The sequence below is a fragment of the Bradyrhizobium pachyrhizi genome, assembly GCF_001189245.1.
Lineage (GTDB): Bacteria > Pseudomonadota > Alphaproteobacteria > Rhizobiales > Xanthobacteraceae > Bradyrhizobium > Bradyrhizobium pachyrhizi.
Map to the genome: position 1 here is coordinate 135105 of NZ_LFIQ01000077.1, position 16472 is coordinate 151576.

At 65.5% G+C, this 16472-nt stretch carries 14 protein-coding genes and 1 pseudogene; 9 read left to right on the forward strand and 6 right to left on the reverse strand.

Features of this window, described 5'->3' with window-relative positions; translation table 11 throughout:
- Positions 1-130: 130 nt before the first annotated feature.
- Positions 131-340: a DUF2842 domain-containing protein gene (locus AKL29_RS16765; RefSeq protein ID WP_016844954.1), complete on the forward strand. Its 210-nt coding sequence runs from the start codon at positions 131-133 to the stop codon at positions 338-340.
- 97 nt (positions 341-437) lie between these two features.
- Here AKL29_RS16765 and AKL29_RS16770 read toward each other — a convergent pair whose 3' ends face one another.
- Positions 438-1466, reverse strand: coding sequence for a polysaccharide deacetylase family protein (locus AKL29_RS16770; protein ID WP_038377423.1), 1029 nt, complete (start codon positions 1464-1466; stop codon positions 438-440).
- 167 nt (positions 1467-1633) lie between these two features.
- Between AKL29_RS16770 and AKL29_RS16775 the strand changes: the two genes are divergently transcribed.
- The gene (locus AKL29_RS16775) at positions 1634-2827 is read left to right on the forward strand and encodes a GNAT family N-acetyltransferase (protein ID WP_050384912.1); all 1194 of its coding nucleotides are present in this window, start codon (positions 1634-1636) and stop codon (positions 2825-2827) included.
- Positions 2828-2831: 4 nt separating this feature from the next.
- On the opposite strand, the gene AKL29_RS16780 is transcribed toward AKL29_RS16775, so the two are convergent.
- Positions 2832-3770, reverse strand: a complete 939-nt coding sequence (locus tag AKL29_RS16780; RefSeq protein WP_050384913.1) for a LysR family transcriptional regulator — start codon at positions 3768-3770, stop codon at positions 2832-2834.
- Positions 3771-4086: 316 nt separating this feature from the next.
- Between AKL29_RS16780 and AKL29_RS16785 the strand changes: the two genes are divergently transcribed.
- Entirely contained in the window at positions 4087-5424 is a 1338-nt protein-coding gene (locus AKL29_RS16785) for an MFS transporter (protein ID WP_050384914.1), read from the forward strand.
- Positions 5425-5469: 45 nt separating this feature from the next.
- Here AKL29_RS16785 and AKL29_RS16790 read toward each other — a convergent pair whose 3' ends face one another.
- Positions 5470-5712, reverse strand: a complete 243-nt coding sequence (locus AKL29_RS16790; RefSeq protein ID WP_050384915.1) for a type 2 periplasmic-binding domain-containing protein — start codon at positions 5710-5712, stop codon at positions 5470-5472.
- 65 nt (positions 5713-5777) lie between these two features.
- Here AKL29_RS16790 and AKL29_RS40730 point away from each other — a divergent pair.
- Positions 5778-6065 (forward strand): annotated as a pseudogene (locus tag AKL29_RS40730) (tripartite tricarboxylate transporter substrate-binding protein); the annotation flags it as partial.
- 87 nt (positions 6066-6152) lie between these two features.
- Here the strand turns inward: AKL29_RS40730 and AKL29_RS16795 are convergent.
- Entirely contained in the window at positions 6153-8495 is a 2343-nt protein-coding gene (locus tag AKL29_RS16795) for a GumC family protein (protein ID WP_050384916.1), read from the reverse strand.
- Positions 8496-8670: 175 nt separating this feature from the next.
- Here AKL29_RS16795 and AKL29_RS16800 point away from each other — a divergent pair, with 175 nt between their 5' ends.
- The 4 genes from AKL29_RS16800 (at position 8671) to AKL29_RS16815 (ending at position 13426) form a co-directional block, all read left to right on the forward strand.
- Positions 8671-9282 (forward strand): polysaccharide biosynthesis/export family protein, encoded by a 612-nt coding sequence (locus AKL29_RS16800; RefSeq protein WP_050384917.1) that lies wholly within the window; start codon positions 8671-8673, stop codon positions 9280-9282.
- Between the two features lie 3 nt (positions 9283-9285).
- Complete coding sequence (locus AKL29_RS16805) at positions 9286-10425, forward strand: glycosyltransferase family 4 protein (RefSeq protein WP_028333912.1); 1140 nt, start codon at positions 9286-9288, stop codon at positions 10423-10425.
- A gap of 115 nt (positions 10426-10540) precedes the next feature.
- Complete coding sequence (locus tag AKL29_RS16810) at positions 10541-12085, forward strand: undecaprenyl-phosphate glucose phosphotransferase (protein ID WP_028333911.1); 1545 nt, start codon at positions 10541-10543, stop codon at positions 12083-12085.
- 72 nt (positions 12086-12157) lie between these two features.
- Complete coding sequence (locus AKL29_RS16815; protein ID WP_050384918.1) at positions 12158-13426, forward strand: O-antigen ligase family protein; 1269 nt, start codon at positions 12158-12160, stop codon at positions 13424-13426.
- Here the strand turns inward: AKL29_RS16815 and AKL29_RS16820 are convergent.
- Positions 13398-13892: a MarR family transcriptional regulator gene (locus tag AKL29_RS16820; protein WP_193395223.1), complete on the reverse strand. Its 495-nt coding sequence runs from the start codon at positions 13890-13892 to the stop codon at positions 13398-13400. The two genes, AKL29_RS16815 and AKL29_RS16820, sit on opposite strands and share 29 nt — an antisense overlap.
- A gap of 123 nt (positions 13893-14015) precedes the next feature.
- On the opposite strand from AKL29_RS16820, the gene AKL29_RS16825 reads away from it, so the two are divergent.
- Positions 14016-15215, forward strand: a complete 1200-nt coding sequence (locus tag AKL29_RS16825) for an FAD-dependent oxidoreductase (RefSeq protein WP_050384960.1) — start codon at positions 14016-14018, stop codon at positions 15213-15215.
- 220 nt (positions 15216-15435) lie between these two features.
- On the opposite strand, the gene AKL29_RS16830 is transcribed toward AKL29_RS16825, so the two are convergent.
- On the reverse strand, positions 15436-16472 hold a 1037-nt coding region (locus AKL29_RS16830), incomplete at its 5' end, for a saccharopine dehydrogenase family protein (RefSeq protein ID WP_244482097.1).

Sequence of the window (16472 nt, forward strand, 5' to 3'; positions counted from 1 at the left end):
CGCCGCCCGGAGCCTCGTTCCGATCAAGCCGGAAGGAAGCTCCAGAATGTTGTTTTGACGCGTTTTCTTTGCGCAGCCGGTGCCCGCTTCGCGCGAAAACGCCCTGGATCACGAGTTGCAAATATCCGCCATGGCCATACGCACCCGCAAACTGCTCGGAACCATCTTCCTGCTGATCCTGGTGGTGGTGTGGTCGCTGCTGGGCATGACGGTCGCCCAGACGCCGTGGCTTGCCAATTCGGGGCTGCTGCAGGCGATCTTCTACGTCGTCGCCGGCCTCGGCTGGGTGCTGCCGGCGATGCCGATCGTCGCCTGGATGTCGCGGCCCGATCGCGCCTAAAGCATGATCCGGAAAAGTGCGAAGCGGTTTTCCGAAAAGATCATGCTCAAACAAAAGGCCAAAGCGCGATGACGATTCAACCTAATCTCATCGCGCTTTAGGTAGCGTTCTGGTCGCGCGCACTGCGCGTCGGCCGTACCGGCGCGAACATCACACCCGACAGCAACACCCGCATCATCCGCAATGAGCGCACGCGGCCGTCCCATGCGATGCGCGGCAGCGCGTGGAGGTTGGTGCGCCGCTGCGCCTCGACGACCCCTGGTATGGTCGACACCGCGCTGGCAAAGCCGGCCTCCTCGGCCATCACGACATGCGGACGGCCGAATGCATCGCGGTCCCCGAACGGGAATGCGAAATGCCTGACCTGCCGCCCAAGCGCGCTCTCGGCCACCGCGTTGCCCATCGCCATCTCGCGCTGCGCGTCGGCATCCCTGAGGCTTGACAGTGCCGGATAGTTCACGGTGGCGCTGCCGAACGTCACGTTTGGATCGGCGGCAAGCTTCGCCAGATCCTGCCAGTCGAGTGACGCATTGCGTGACAATTGGGCCGCGTCGGCCGAATAGCGCCTGGCGAGATCGTTCAGCGCGTACGACAGGTCCGACGGCGGCAGCTTGCGCAGCCAGCCGGACAGGAAATCGAACAGCTCGTATTTGTCCGACAGCGTCGAGACCGCGAAGTGCCGTTCCCTGCCGTCGACCATGAGGCCGATGCGGCTCTCGCGGGCGATGATGTCCTCGAGCGCCAGCCACCACGCCGCGCCCACACCATCCGGGAAAGCCGTCGGCAGATACAGGGTGAAGGGGACGCGGTGCCTCATGAGCACCGGCCAGGCATGGGTGACGATGTCCTTGCTGGCGCCGTCAAAGGTCAGGCAGGCAAAGCGCCGGCGCTCCGGCAAGGTCACCGCGCGGCGGCAAGCCTCGTCGATTCCGACGATGTCATACTGCCAGCGTTTCAGCGCGCGGATCGTGCGATCGAGGAAAGCCGGCGTGATCTCCTGGGACTTCAGCGGCTGAAACCGGCCGCGTCGCGCGGGACGAACGCGGGCGAAGCGCAGGATCACCCCGGCGCCGCCGCTCTCGCGTTCCCGCAGCTTGAAGACGCCACTGAAATACGCGAGCTCCATTCGGGCCCGTCGTAAAATCCCGCTGTCCGGCGCCAAGATCCCCGTCCTTGTCAGGCGGTTCCCGCACACCGCCACGGCATTGTTATTACTCTTTGTTGACATTTCCCTGCGAAGGTCGGCCCAGCCGAGAACTGTAAATTAATACCTAAAAAAATTTGGGTTCCGAGATGACCATGGCGGCGGCAATCGAAGGCCAGACGGCTGAGACGCGGGCGTGGCCTGACGCAATCCGCGTTGCCGGCGTCGACATCTTTCATGATCTCACCGCGGCCGAGGCCACCTGGCGCAGCTTCGAGACATCGCAGCACAGCTACACGCCCTATCAGCGGTTCGATTTCCTCGCCAGTTGGCAGCGCCAGGTCGGCGAGCGCGAGGGCCTGCGGCCCTTCATCGTCGTCGCCCATGACGGCGAACGCCGGCCGCTGCTGCTGTTGCCGCTCGCAATCGAGTCCCGCCTCGGCGCGAACTGCGCGAGCTTCATGGGCGGCAAGCATGCAACCTTCAACATGGCGCTGTGCGAGAGGGATTTCGCCGCTAACGCGACGGAAGCCGATATCGCGGCTCTGATCGGATCGATCACCGAACGCTCCCGCGCCGACGCGCTCGTGCTCTGCCAGCAGCCGCTGCGCTGGCAGGACTTGCCGAATCCGCTGGCGATGCTGCCGCACCAGCCTTCGGTCAACGACTGCCCGGTGCTGGCGATCGAGCCCGGCGCGGCCCCCGCGGCGCTGATCAGCAACTCGTTCCGCCGCCGCCTCAAGGGCAAGGAGCGCAAGCTGCAGGCGCTGCCCGGCTACCGCTATTACGTCGCGAGCGAGAGCGCCGATGTCTGCCGCCTGCTCGACTGGTTCTTCCGCGTCAAGCCGCAGCGCATGGCGGAGCAGAAGCTGCCGAACGTGTTCGCCGAGCCGGGCATCGAGCCGTTCATTCGTGCCGCCTGCCTCGCTCCGCGCGCCGACGGCAACGGCTATGCGATCGACATCCACGCGCTGGAGTGCGACGAGGAAGTGATCGCGATCTTCGCCGGCGTTTCCGACGGTCATCGCTTCTCGATGATGTTCAACACCTACACGATGTCGGCCAATTCCAAGTTCAGCCCCGGCCTGATCCTGATGCGCGATATCATCGATCGCCATGCCGGCCTGAACTACCGCGCTCTGGATCTCGGCATCGGCTCGGACGAGTACAAGCGGCTGTTCTGCAAGGACGATGAAGCCGTCGTCGACAGCTTCATTCCGCTCAGCCTGCGCGGCAAGCCGGCGGCCAGTGCGCTGTCGGCCATCAATCGCGCCAAGCGCGCTGTGAAGCAAAATCCGGCGCTGTTAGAGATTGCCCAGAACCTGCGCAGCATGTTCCGCTGAGCACTCAGCTCGCCGCGTCGCCCTGCTCTGCGCCGCCACTCGGTACGCCGAGCCGCTTCATCGCGTCGAACAACAATGCCGCGGCGGGTGACAGCGCACGCTTGCGCAACTTGATCAGGCCGTAATTCTCCAACAACAGCCTGTCGCGCAGGCGCAGCACCTTGAACCGCTGCGGATCGACCAGATCGAACACCAGCATGGGGACCGGCACGATCGCGTCGATGCCTGCGGCAATTCCGACCGAGGCGAAAAACGACTCGGTGTTGATGACCCGGCGCGGCGGCGTCACGCCGCGGCTCATGAACAGCCTCTCGAGCGCCTGGCGCATGAAGGATTCGCGCGGCTGGCAGATCCATTGCTGGTCGGCCATGTCCTCCAGCTCGACCGTCTCGCGGCCGGCCAACGGATGCTCCGCACGAACGAGCAGCACCGCCTCCTCCGCGCCGATCTCGTAATAGTCGAATTGCCGGGGGTCGATGCCGGCGGGAATCCTGGCGACGACGAAATCGAACTCGAGCGCCAGCAGTCGCGTGATCAAAGGCGGGCTGGTGCTGACATCGAGCGAGATGTTCACCCGATGCAGCTTCTCGCCAAGATACTGGATCACGTCGACGACGAGATCGATGCTCGGCTTGGCGACTGTTCCAACGGAGACGGTGCCGAGTTCACCGGACTTGTAGCCCGCGAACTCGTCGGTGACCTGGTCGAGATCGGCCAGCACGCTTTTGCCGCCACGGATCAGGATCGACCCATAGTCCGTCGGTTCGACGCCGCGCGCCGTGCGCTCGAACAAGGGAACCCGCGCCAGCGCCTCGATTTCGGCGAGCATCTTCGATGCCGCCGACTGGGTGATGTTCAACCGCTCGGCGGCGAGCTGCAACTTGCGCTCGTTGTCGAGAGCGACCAGCAGGCGCAGCTGACGCAGTTTCAGATTATTGATCACGGCCCGCCACCATCCTGCCCGGAAGAGCGTTTTTCGTTCCGATTAAGCCGGAACGGGGCTCCAGAACTGCTTGGACGCGTTTTCTTGACGCGAACCGGCAGCCACTTCGCTGGAAATGCTCCAAGGTTCCCGCGTTTATACCGCGGTGCATCATGACAGTTTCGCCGTGGCTCCATTCCCAAATGCCATTAGTCACGCGGCCGTCGATTACACAACAATGAACGGGACTTGCAAGGGCAACGAACCGCTGCGGGTGCGCCAGGTGCCGCCCCGAACAGCGCAGTGATCGTCTGCCGAATCCGAAAAACAGGAAGGGATGGGAACGATGAGCGACGATGTCGAGAAGCGCGCGATCGGAAAGATGATGCGGCGGCTGATTCCGTTCCTCATCCTGTGTTACTTCGTGGCCTATCTCGATCGCGTCAATGTCGGCTTCGCCAAGCTGCACATGAACGCGGCGCTCGGCCTCAGCGAGGCCGCCTACGGGCTCGGCGCCGGTCTGTTCTTCATCGGCTACTTCTTCTTCGAGGTGCCCTCCAACATCCTGCTGGAGCGGTTCGGTGCACGGCGCTGGATTGCCCGCATCATGATCAGCTGGGGCATCGTCTCGGCCGCATTTGCCTTCATCCCGCAGATGTCAGCGGCGAGCGGCCTGTCGAGCGAATGGATCTTCTACTTCCTGCGCCTCCTGCTCGGCGCCTGCGAAGCCGGCTTCTTCCCCGGCATCATCTTCTATCTGACGCTCTGGTTCCCGTCGGTGTACCGCGCGCGCGTCATCAGCCTGTTCATGCTGGCGATCCCGATCTCGAGCATTATCGGGGCGCCGATCTCGGGATTGCTGCTCAACCTGTCGGGCGCCGGCCTGACCGGATGGCAGTGGCTGTTCGTTTGCGAGGCATTGCCGTCGGTCCTGGTCGGCTTCGCTGTCCTGACCTTCCTGCCGGACTTTCCGCGCCAGGCAAGCTGGCTGCAGCCCGACGAGGTCAAGTGGATCCAGACCACGCTTGAGCGCGAGCGGCAGCAAACCGAGGCCGTGGAGCATATTTCCGTTCTGCGGTCGCTCACCGACTCGCGGGTCCTTGCCTGCGCCTTCGTGTATTTCTGCCTCAACGCGGCAAGCTACGGCGTCGCATTCTTCCTGCCCACCATCATCAAGGCGTTCGGCGTCACGGACACCCAGACCGGCTTGATCGCGGCCTTGCCCTTCGTGTTCGGCGCGGTCGGCATGGTGCTGCTCGGCCGCCATTCCGACAAGACCGGCGAACGGCGATACCATGTCGCCGGCGCGCTGACGCTCGCCGCCGTCGGCATCGGCCTTGCCGGGCTGGTATCGAATCCTGTGCTGATCGTCGCCCTGCTCTGCCTTGCGCAGATCGGCGTGTCGGCAGTGCCGCCGATGTTCTGGCCGATGCCGGCCGGCATCCTGACCGGCGCCTCGGCGGCGGCAGGCATTGCCGCGATCAACTCGCTCGGCAACCTGTCAGGCTTCGCCGGCCCGTTCGCCGTCGGCTATCTGAAGGACCTGACCGGCAGCTTCACGGCGGGCCTGCTGCTGCTCGCCGTGATGGGACTGATCGGCGCGCTGGTCACGATCAGGCTGCGGATCGATCCGGTGCTCGAGCGAACCGCGCGCGAACCGATGATGGCGCACTAGGCATCGGGCGCCTGCACCGGAAGGGAACGGCGCCTGTAATGCCCGTCACCTGCCGGCGGCCGCCTTGCTCGCGGCCGCCTTCGCGATCTCACGGATGCAGGCGATGAATATCTCGGCGGTCGGGCCCAGGGTGCGGCCCTTCAGCGTGACGATCGCCGCCGAGACGGCGGCCGCCCGCGGAAGCTGAACCGGAAGCACCTTCAGCCCGAGATCGCCGCCGGCAAACTGCGCGACCGAGCCCGGCAGCATGGTGATGAAGCGGCCGGTTGCGGCGAGCCGGCAGCACAAATGAAGCGACAGCGGGCAGAGGGGCGGTGCAGGATCTCCTGAAGGGCGAGATCGCGTCGGCGGTGATGCCGATCGACAGCCTGCTGGGCCAGGTCCAATCCGGACAGCTTCGCGCTCTGGCGACGACCGGTCCCGGCCGTCTCAAATCTCTCCCCGATGTGCCGACGGTGGCGGAAGCCGGTTACCCCGCACTTCAGGACGTGACCTGGTTCGGCATCTTCCTGCCGGCAAAGACGCCCGCGGCAATCGTCGCGCAACTCAACAGCGCGATCCAGGCGTCATTGCGCACCGACGAGGTCAAATCCGGCATGGCCAAACTGTCGGTCGACGTCGACGCGGTCGCGATGAATGACTTTGCGCAACTGCTCGCCACCGAATCCGATCGCTGGAAAGGGATCGTGCGGGCGACCGGATTTACCCCGACGGGCTGCCGGTGGCGCTCAGGCGGCGACCACCCGCGGGCCCCTCGCGACCGCTTCCGACGCCGCGCAGGGCTTGCTCAGCATCGTCACTTCGGCGAAGCCGACCGCCTTGAGTTGCTCGACCATCGAGTGGCGGGCATCCTGCGCCATGGCGGCGTCGGGCACGACGACCGCCTGCGCCTTCGCGGTCAGCAGTTCGGCCGGCAGGTCGACGGCCGAACCGGCGTCGAGCAGCACGTGGTCGTAGACCCTGAGCAGCGCATCGATCGCAAGGGCGAGCCGCGGCGATCGCAGATGCGAGCGATCGAAGCCCGGACGCCCGGCGCTGACAATCTGAACACGCGACTGCCGATCCTTGGTGATGATCTGCGCGAAGGTCGCCTCGCCCTGCATCAGCTCGGCAAGGCCCGGCGCCCCGGGATCGACGGTCGCCGACGTCAACACCGGCGAGGACGCGACGAGATCGACGACGACGACCTTGACCTGGCGCGCCATCAGACGCGCCAGCGTCAGGGCGGTCAGCGTAACGCTATCAGCCGCAGCCGGGCCGAGCACGGTGACCTTGTGGGCGGCGGGACCGGCGGCGACGAGGCGCTCGGCGAGCTCATCGATCTCGTCGGCGGTGTGGGCTGACTCAGGCGGCGCCGGAGGTTCATAGGCAGCCGCAGGCTCCAGCGGCAGTTCGGGCTCCACCGCCGGCCTCGGCGCGACCGGCGATGCGAGCGCGGGTTCAGGCGGCAGCGCCGGCGCGGGCTGGTCCACGGTTGCGGCATCCATGACCGGCTCGCGGCGCCTGATCACGGCGGCCGCCGGCGCGAAGGCGCGGCCAACCGCACCGGGCGCGGAGATGCGCAGCAGCTCGCCGGTGATGATGATGCCGGACGACAGCAGCAGCGTCGCCAGCGTCGCGATCAGCACGATCGGCAGCTTCTTCGGATAGGCCGGCGTATTCGAAACCGAGGCGCGCGAGATGATGCGACCGTCGGTCGGCGCGGCCTCGATGTTCTCGCGCGCCGTCGCCTCGCGATACTTGGCGAGATAGGCCTCCAGCAGGTCGCGCTGCGCCTTGGCTTCGCGCTCCAGCCCGCGCAGTTGCACGTCCTGGCTATTGCTAGACGATGCCTGCCTCTTCGACTGGTCCAGGCTCGCCTGCAACGCCATGACACGGCCATCGGCGACGCGGGCGTCATTGTCCAGCGAGCGCGAAACCTTGCCGGCTTCCTCGCGCAATTGCCGGTCGAGATCGGCGATCTGCGCCTTCAATTCCTTGATGCGCGGATGGTTGTCGAGCAGCGTCGACGACTGCTCGGCAAGCTGCGCGCGCAGCGTGCCGCGCTGTTCGGCCAGCCGGCGGATCAGCTCGGAATTGAGGACCTCGGAAGCCTCGATCGGCTTGCCGCCCTGAAGCATCTCCCGGATCAGCCGCGCCTTGGTCTCGGCATCCGCCTTCAGCGCGCGGGCATTGTTGAGCTGCGTGTTCAGCTCACCCATCTGCTGGTTCGACAGCGGGATGTTGTTGGTGCCGACGAACAGGCTCGACTTCGAGCGGAATTCCTCGACGCGCGAATCCGCGTCCGCGACCTTGGTGCGCAGCTTGTCGATCTCGCCGAGCAGCCATGTGCTGGCGGATTTGGCCTGGTCCTGTCGCGCGGCCTGCTGCAGCACGAGATAACCGTCGGCAATCGAGTTGGCGACGCGCGCCGCAAGCTCGGGATCTTCCGACTGGAACTCGATCACCATGACCCGCGACTTGTCGACCGCAAAAGCCTGGAAGCGCTCGTAATATGAATCAAGCACCCGTTCTTCCGGCGTCAGGCTGAACGGATCACGGCCGATGCCGAACAGCGCCAGCAGCGACTTCAGCGGCGAAAAGCCGCGCAGCACCGGATCAAACTCCGGACGCTCGGCCAGCTTGTTCTTCTTGATGATGTCGCGCGCGAGATCGCGCGACAGCAGCAGCTGCACCTGACTCGTCACCGCCTCGGCGTCGAGCGAGGTGCGCTCCAGGTCGCGCTCGCCGTTCGGACGCAGGAAGGCGTTCTCGCGATTATCGATCAGGATTCGCGCTTCCGACTTGTAGCGCGGCGTCACGATGTTGACCGCGGCAAGCGACAACGCGAACACCAGCACCGTCGGCACAATGATCCAGCCGCGCTTGCGCGCCAGCGCGCGGCCGAGCACGTGCAGGTCGAGATCGGCCGTCTCCGCCGGACGGGCCGGCTTGTCAGGAGCAGGCTTGTCAGGAGCAGGCTTGGGCGCAGCCGGCTTCACGACAGCTTCGTCGGCGACGGGCGCAGACTTCGGCAACGCCCGTTGCACGACGGCCTTATCCTTGCCTCTACGCCAGAATGCAAAACGCATAACGAACCCCCGCGGACACCGCGACTCCATCTCAATGGGGCGATTACAGTCCATTAAGGTTGCCGCTGGGTTAATCGGTGGGGTTGACGGGCATGGTCGCCACCACTCGCCCCGTCATTCTTTGTTAACCATGAGTGCCGTTAATCGGGGCCGATCTTGTCTCGGGATTCCTCACATGCGCGATCTGCGCGCTCCCCTTATTTGCCTGGTCACTGCGCTCGCGCTGTCGGGCTGCATGGGCCGAACGTCGCCGGTCGCCAGCGACCCCGGCCTCGATTCGATGGCGTATGCTGCGCCCGCGGCCTATGCCGATCCCGCGCCGACGCGCGAGGGCTATAATCTCGGCCCCGGCGACAAGCTCCGCGTTGTGGTCTATGGCCAGGAAGGGCTGACCAACGCCTATGCGATCGACGCCGCCGGCGCGATCACCATGCCGCTGATCGGCTCGGTGCCGGCGCGCGGCCGCACCCCTGCCCGGCTTGCCGCCGAGATCACTGCTCGGCTGCGCAACGGCTACATCCGCGAGCCGTCGGTCTCGGTCGAGATCGAGGCCTACCGGCCGTTCTTCATCCTCGGCGAAGTCCAGGCCCCCGGCCAATATCCCTATGTGCCCAACATGACGGTCGAAAGCGCGGTCGCGATCGCCGGCGGCTTCTCGCCGCGCGCCAGGCGCGACGAGGTCACCCTCACCCACACCGATGCATCCGGCGCAGGCCGCTTCGTTGCTCCGCTGGGCACGCCGATCGGCCCGGGTGACACCGTGTTCGTCGGCGAGCGCTGGTTCTGATCGATGGCGCAGGATCAAACCCAGCAACCGCCACTTCGCATCCTGCACGTGGTGCGTGCCCCGGTCGGCGGCATCATTCGTCACATCCTCGACGTCGCCAACGGCCAGATCGAACGCGGCCACCATGTCGGCATCGTCGCCGACAGCCTGACCGGCGGCGCGCGGGCCGATGCGGCGCTTGCCGAGATCGAGCCGCGGCTCAAGCTCGGCGTCCACCGCGTGGCGATCCGCCGCGAGCCGCGCTTCGCCGACTTCATGGTCTGGACCCACATCGCCGGCCTGATCCGCAAGCTGAAACCCGATGTCGTCCACGGCCATGGCGCCAAGGCCGGCGCCTATGTCCGGCTGCGGCGGCGCTCGAGCAAGGTGATCCGGGTCTACACGCCGCACGGCGGCTCGCTGCACTACCCGCTCGACACCTGGAAGGGCCGCTTCTACAGCCAGCTCGAGCGCACCCTGATGAACAGCACCGACCTGTTCCTGTTCGAGAGCGCGTTTGCCCGCGACACCTATCAGCGCACCGTCGGCAAGCCGGCAGGCCTCGTGCGCTGCGTGTTCAACGGCGTCACCGCGGAGGAATTCGAACCGGTCCCCCGCGCCGACGATGCCGCCGATGTGGCCTATGTCGGCGAGTTCCGGCGCATCAAGGGCGCCGATCTCCTGATCGACGCGGTGGCGAAGCTGCGCGCCGAGGGCAAGCCGGTGACGTTGACGCTCGGCGGCGACGGCGAGGAATTCGAGCGCCTCAAGGAGCAGGTGAAGCGGCTGTCGCTCGGTGAGGCCGTCCGTTTCATCGGTCACGTCAAGGCGCGCTTTGGCTTTTCGAAGGGCAGCCTGCTCGTGGTGCCCTCGCGCGGCGATTCGATGCCCTATGTGGTGATCGAGGCGGGCGCGGCCGGCGTTCCGATGATCGCGGCCGATGTCGGCGGCATCCCCGAGATCTTCGATACCCACACCGACGCCCTGTTCGCGCCGAGCAATGCCGGAGCGATGGCCGACGCGATCAAGGCCGCGCTCGACGATCCCGCCGCGACCGCGGCGCGCGCCGAGCGACTGCGCGAACGGATTTCGGAACATTTCTCGCAAAGCGCGATGGTCGAGGGTGTGCTGGCCGGCTATCGCGACGCATTTGCCAAACGTTAACCACTTCTTGCACACGTAACCGTTTCTTCCGATTTGTCCCTTTAAGTCACGTCCGGGGGAATTTTCGTGCTGCGCGCGGATGCCCATCTGCATGCGCAGGAATGGACGTGGACTCGTGGAACCGTTTAACGCACGCTCGATGCTGGATGCCGCTGCGCCTGCGACGGCCGCTCAGCCGCAGATCGAACGGCGCCGGCGCCTCTCGCCGGCCGCGCTCGCCGTTACCAACCAGAAGGTTCGCGGCGCCTACTCGCCGGTCGTGATCGCCGGCGTGGTTCGCCTCGCCGACTTCGTGCTGCTCAGCCTGGTCGGCGTCGGGCTCTATCTCGCCTATGTCAGGCCGCTCGCCGGCGGCGGCATTCACTGGGGATACATCGCATCGATCCTCGGCATGTCGGCTGCCGCCGTGGTCTGCTTCCAGGCCGCCGATATCTACCAGGTGCAGATCTTCCGCGGCCAGCTTCGCCAGATGACGCGCATGATCTCGTCATGGACCGTCGTGTTCCTGCTGTTCATCGGCATCTCCTTCCTGGTCAAGCTCGGCGGCGAGGTCTCGCGGGTCTGGCTGTCGTCGTTCTTCTGCGTCGGCCTTGCGGTGCTGATCGCCGAACGGCTGCTGCTGCGATCGATGGTACGCGCCTGGGCGCATGACGGCCGGCTCGACCGCCGCACCATCATCGTCGGAGCCGACCATAATGGCGAGCAGCTGATCGAGGCGCTGAACGCCGAGGACGATTCCGACATCCATGTGCTCGGCGTGTTCGACGACCGCAATGACGATCGCGCCACTAATACCTGCGCCGGCTCACCGAAACTCGGCAAGATCGACGACATCGTCGAATTCGCCCGCCGCACCCGCGTCGATCTCGTGCTGTTCGCGCTGCCGATCTCGGCGGAGACCCGCATTCTGGAAATGCTGAAGAAGCTGTGGGTGCTGCCGGTCGACATCCGCCTGTCGGCCCATACCAACAAGCTGCGCTTCCACCCCCGTTCCTATTCCTATATCGGCAAGGTGCCGACGCTCGATATGTTCGAGGCGCCGATCACCGACTGGGATCTGGTGCTGAAATGGCTGTTCGACCGCGTGGTCGGCGGTCTGGCCCTGCTTGCGGCGCTGCCGGTGTTGGGACTGGTGGCGCTCGCGGTGAAACTCGACAGCCCCGGCCCGGTGCTGTTCCGCCAGAAGCGCTTCGGCTTCAACAACGAGCGGATCGACGTTTACAAATTCCGCTCGCTCTACCACCACCAGGCCGACCCCAACGCCTCCAAGGTGGTGACCAAGAACGATCCGCGCGTGACCCGCGTCGGCCGCTTCATCCGCAAGACCTCGCTCGACGAATTGCCGCAACTGTTCAACGTGGTGCTGAAGGGCAATCTGTCGCTGGTCGGCCCGCGCCCGCACGCCGTGCAGAGCAAGCTGGAGAACCGCCTGTTCGACGAGGCGGTCGACGGCTACTTCGCTCGCCACCGCGTCAAGCCCGGCATCACCGGCTGGGCGCAGATCAACGGCTGGCGCGGCGAGGTCGACACTGACGAGAAGATCCAGAAGCGCGTCGAATACGACCTCTATTACATCGAGAACTGGTCGGTGCTGTTCGACCTCTACATCCTGCTCAAGACCCCGTTCTCGCTGCTGACCAAGAGCGAGAACGCGTACTGAGAATTCAGCCGATTGCCGTCGTTGCGCGCGCAATGACAAACGTATGTATCTGTTGCGTTGCGTGAGTATCCGATGGCCTATGCGGCGACAGCCGGGACGTCCCATTCGCTGACATCAGCACCAACGGGCGTGCTGGCGCTGCAGCGGGCGCTGGTGTGGCTGGCCGGCGCGTCCGGCGCCATCGTGTTCATCGAGCCGAGCCCGTATGAGCTCGTCACGCTGACCGCCTGCGTGCTGTTCTTCGCCACGGGCCTGCGCATGCGGCTGGTGTTCATGCCGCTGCTGTTCACATTGATCGTGCTCAATGTCGGCTACAGCATCGGCGCGGTGCCATTCCTCGACAAGCCGGAGGTGGTGAACTGGATCCTGACCTCCTGGTACATGGCCATCACCGTCATCTTCTTCGCGATGGTGATGTCGGAGGATACCGAAGCCCGCCTCGACATGCTGCGCCGCGGCCTGATCGTCGGCGCGATGATCGCTTCGCTCGCGGGCATCGCCGGCTACTTCCGTCTGGTGCCCGGCGGCTACGACCTGCTGACGCTGTATGACCGCGCCCGCGGCACCTTCAAGGACCCGAACGTGCTCGGCGCCTTCCTGATCCTGCCGGCGCTGTTCACGCTGCAGAGCGTCGTCTCCGACCGCTTCGGCAAGGCGTTCCGCAACGCCATCGCCTTCGGCATCATTTCGCTTGCGATCCTGCTGTCGTTCTCGCGCGCCGCCTGGGGCGGCCTCGTGATCACCGCGGCCTTCATGCTGGCGCTGATGGTGTTCACCAGCCGCTCGCAGGCGCAGCGCTCACGCATCATCGTGATGACCCTGATCGCCGCGATCCTGGCCGTGGCGCTGATCGCGGTGCTGCTCTCAATCGGCTCGGTCGCCGACATGTTCAAGCAACGCGCGAGCTTCGACCAGAGCTATGACGAAGGCCGCTTCGGCCGGTTCGGCCGCCACATCCTCGGCGCCCAGATGGCGCTGGAGCTGCCGTTCGGCATCGGGCCGCTGCAATTCCACACCTACTTCCCCGAGGACACCCACAATTCCTATCTCAACGCCTTCATGTCGGGCGGCTGGATCGCGGGGATCTGCTATCCGGCGCTGGTGTTCGTCACCGCGGTCATCGGCTTCCGCTACATCTACATGCGGGTGCCGTGGCAGCGCGGCTATCTCGCGGTCTTCTCGGCGTTCCTCGGCTTCGTCGGCGAGAGCTTCATCATCGATACCGACCACTGGCGGCACTTCTGGATGATGCTGGGCACGATGTGGGGCATGTATGCGGCAGCCGAGCGCTACCGCGCGACGTCGGCACGGATTATCGACGAGTCTTCGGCGGCATCCTGAGACTGGCGCGCTGCTCCGGCGGCATGTCGATCACCGCCTTCAATGCTCCGGTCGCTTCCAGCACGCCCTTGTAGCCGTCATTGGCGAAGCGCAGCAGCAAGTGCAGCTCGTCGTCGGTGTAGCTGCTCCACAGCTTGAGCATCGCCTCCTGCATCGGCACGTAGAACTTGCCGATCTCCGCCGCTTTTTCCTCCACCACCGAGATGAAGACCTTGCGGCGGTCGCTCTCGTCCCGCTCGCGGCGCACGTAACCCGCCTTCTCCAGACGATCGACCACGCCGGTGATCGCGCCGGTGGTCAGCCCGGTGACCTCGGCGAGGCGCCCCGCGGTCACCCGCCCCTCAAGGTGCAGGATGTCCATGCATTCCATGTCGGAATTGGAAATTCCGGCCATGTTCGCAACGGCTTGGCCGTACATCACGCCCTGCGCGGATGACCGGCGCATCGCCTCCTCGAGTTCCTGCATCAGCGCTTGGCGCGAGGTCGTGCTTGACAAGTCGGCTCCCATCTCTTATTCGCCTAATATCTTATGTACTAAGATAATTAGCAACTGACCTTTCCTATCCCACACGGATGCATGGAGCAAGGCATGACCTCACGTCCCCGTAAAGCTCTGATCATCGGCGCCGGCATCGCAGGTCCTGTCACCGCGATGTTCCTGACCCGCGCCGGAATCGAGACCGAGCTCTATGAAGCCTGGCCCTACTCCTCCGGGATCGGCGGCGGGCTTCAGATCGCGCCGAACGGCATGCACGTGCTGGCGGGGCTCGGCCTCGCCGACGAACTGATCCGCAACGGCTCGATCGCGGAGTCCTTCGACTTCTATTCGCAGGGCGGCAAGAAGCTCGGCTCGCTCAACCAGAACATGCAGCAGCGCTTCGGCCAGCCCGCGGTGAACATGTGCCGCGCCACGTTGAACGAGACGCTGATCGACAAGGCCTGGGCCTCCAACGTCTCGGTGTTCTTCGAGAAGAAACTGGTGAAGATCGAAGACCGCGGCGACCAGCCCGTGATCGCCTATTTCAACGACGGAACCACCGCCGAGGGTGATTTCGTGATCGGCGCCGACGGCGTGCACTCTGCCGTGCGGCGCCACGTGATCCCTGACGGCCCGACGCCGTTCGACACCGGGCTGATCGGCTTCGGCGGATTCGTGCCCCGCGCGGTGATCGAGAAGCTGCCGATCGGCCAACGGGTGGCGACCACGTTCGGGCAGAGCGGCTTCTTCGGCTATGGGATGTGCAGCCCCGATCCGGACACGGGCGCGATGTGGTGGAGCACGCAGCCGTCGCACGGCATGACCGCGGCGGCCTACCGGCTGCAGAGCCAGGACGCGATCAGGCAGCATCTGCGCGATTTCCACGCCGGCTGGCACGCGCCGATCCCTGCGATCATCGAAGCTGCGGAGAAGATCGTGGTCACCGACACACTCGACGTCGCGACGCTGCCGACATGGTCGCGCAAGCGCACGCTGTTGATCGGCGACGCCGCGCACGCCACCAGCCCGCATGCCGGCCAGGGCGCATCGCTGGCGCTGGAGGACGCGCTGCGGCTCGGCATCCTGCTGCGCGAGGGCCAGGAGCTCGGCATGACGTTCCAGGCTTTCGAGCACGAGCGGCGCCCGCGCGCCGAGAAGATCGTGGCGATCGCCCGCCGCAACGGCAACAGCAAGCGCGAGTTCAGCCCGACCGGCGCCTGGCTGCGCGATCACATGCTGAAGTTGCTGCTGCCGGTGTCATCCAAGGGTATGGACTTCATGTACGCTTATAATCCGCGCGCGGCGGCGTAGCGCTCTATCTTCTCCCTCTCCCCGCTCTCTTGTCCGCCGAAGCCCGCCTTCGGGCGAAGGCGGATGCGGGGTCGAGACGAGCGAAGCTCGCTCTTAGAGAGTTAGGGTGCGGGGCTCTCTCCACGCACAATGCGATTGGACTGACCTGTTCCCCCTCACCCGGATCGCATCTCACGATGCGATCCGACCTCTCCCCGCAAGCGGGGCGAGGTAAGAAGCACTACTTCTCGACCTCAAATGTCAGCCCGGCGTGATCAACCAGGCGCTTGATCAGCTTGTGCTGCATCGCGGCTCCCGGCGTCCAGAAGCCGGCGGCGACGTCGGGCGTGTCGCGCAGCAGGCAGATCGCGCATTCCGAGATCATCTTCGAGGTCGAGCCGTAGCCGGGATCGCGATCGCCCTTGATGCCGGCGCGGACCATGCGGCCGTCGGGCGCGACCGCGAGATAGAGCAGATCGTAGCGGCCGTTCTCGCGCTCTTCCTTTGACGGCCCCTCGCCCGGCTTCGGCGCGCTTGGGCCGGTCTTCTCGGCATTCAGCGCCATCACACGCTTGGCGTTGGCCTCACCCTTCTCGCCCGAACCGGTCAGGACCATCTCGTCGTAGACGAAGTCCCGTCCGTAGGGAAAGCCCATCAGCATGTTGGAGCGGTGGACGTTGCGCGTGTTGATCAGCGCCATCATGAACGGCGCGGTCCAGGAGTGCAGATCCTCCTCGTAGGCCGGCTTGCTGCCGCGCGGCTGCTTCGGACCCTCGAAGCCAGGCGTCAGCGCGAACGGATTGTTGAGGATCGCAACCAGGCTGAGGTCCTTGGCGACCGCATCGAAGGTGGCCTTGGCGCTCGCCGCGGTGCCGCCGGACAGCGTGCCGCGCATGTCGCGCACGCGGCCCTTGACGCGCGGCGCCGGCGCGCCGAACACCCGCTTGGCCTCCTCCTGGACAAAGAACGCGCCGAGTTCGAACGGCACCGAGTCGAAACCGCAGGAGAACACGATGCGCGCGCCGCTGGCCTTCGCGGCGGCTTCGTATTTGTCGATCATCTGTCGCATCCAGACCGGCTCGCCGCAGAGATCGAAATAGTCGGTGCCGCTTTCCACACAGGCCGCGATCAGCTCGTTGCCATAGAGCTGATACGGTCCGACCGTCGAGACGACAGACTTGGTTTGCGCCAGCATCGCCTTCAGCGAGCCGGCATCGCCGGCATCGGCGACGATCAGCGGCGTGTCGGCGGGCGCGCCGATCGCGTCGCGTACCGAGG

Excerpts from the sequence above, each read along its gene's own strand:
- AKL29_RS16765 (WP_016844954.1), top strand. The coding sequence starts at position 131 with ATGGCCATACGCACCCGCAAACTGCTCGGAACCATCTTCCTGCTGATC.
- AKL29_RS16770 (WP_038377423.1), bottom strand. The coding sequence starts at position 1,466 with ATGGAGCTCGCGTATTTCAGTGGCGTCTTCAAGCTGCGGGAACGCGAG.
- AKL29_RS16775 (WP_050384912.1), top strand. The coding sequence starts at position 1,634 with ATGACCATGGCGGCGGCAATCGAAGGCCAGACGGCTGAGACGCGGGCG.
- AKL29_RS16785 (WP_050384914.1), top strand. The coding sequence starts at position 4,087 with ATGGGAACGATGAGCGACGATGTCGAGAAGCGCGCGATCGGAAAGATG.
- AKL29_RS16795 (WP_050384916.1), bottom strand. The coding sequence starts at position 8,495 with ATGCGTTTTGCATTCTGGCGTAGAGGCAAGGATAAGGCCGTCGTGCAA.
- AKL29_RS16800 (WP_050384917.1), top strand. The coding sequence starts at position 8,671 with ATGCGCGATCTGCGCGCTCCCCTTATTTGCCTGGTCACTGCGCTCGCG.
- AKL29_RS16805 (WP_028333912.1), top strand. The coding sequence starts at position 9,286 with ATGGCGCAGGATCAAACCCAGCAACCGCCACTTCGCATCCTGCACGTG.
- AKL29_RS16815 (WP_050384918.1), top strand. The coding sequence starts at position 12,158 with ATGGCCTATGCGGCGACAGCCGGGACGTCCCATTCGCTGACATCAGCA.
- AKL29_RS16820 (WP_193395223.1), bottom strand. The coding sequence starts at position 13,892 with ATGCAGGAACTCGAGGAGGCGATGCGCCGGTCATCCGCGCAGGGCGTG.
- AKL29_RS16825 (WP_050384960.1), top strand. The coding sequence starts at position 14,016 with ATGACCTCACGTCCCCGTAAAGCTCTGATCATCGGCGCCGGCATCGCA.